A 552-nucleotide genomic window follows, 5' to 3' on the forward strand; every position below is an offset into this window, starting at 1 on the left:
ATAGGGAAGCCGTAGAGAAATCGAGTCCGAATAGGGCGATCAGTCGCTGGGTGTAGACCCGAAACCAAGTGATCTACTCATGGCCAGGATGAAGGTGCGGTAACACGCCCTGGAGGTCCGAACCCACTAATGTTGAAAAATTAGGGGATGAGCTGTGGGTAGGGGTGAAAGGCTAAACAAACTTGGAAATAGCTGGTTCTCTCCGAAAACTATTTAGGTAGTGCCTCAAGTATCACCATCGGGGGTAGAGCACTGTTATGGCTAGGGGGTCATTGCGACTTACCAAACCATTGCAAACTCCGAATACCGATGAGTGCGAGCTTGGGAGACAGACGTCGGGTGCTAACGTCCGGCGTCAAGAGGGAAACAACCCAGACCGCCAGCTAAGGTCCCAAAGATTGGCTAAGTGGAAAACGAAGTGGGAAGGCTAAAACAGTCAGGATGTTGGCTTAGAAGCAGCCATCATTTAAAGAAAGCGTAATAGCTCACTGATCGAGTCGTCCTGCGCGGAAGATGTAACGGGGCTAAGCCAGTCACCGAAGCTGCGGATAT

The 552-nt window shown here is 50.9% G+C and carries 1 rRNA gene; it reads left to right on the forward strand.

Annotated elements, in window-relative coordinates:
- Positions 1-552, forward strand: a 23S ribosomal RNA gene (locus tag AC07VL_RS28070); the annotation flags it as partial.

The organism is Janthinobacterium sp. GW821-FHT03C08 (assembly GCF_059420905.1).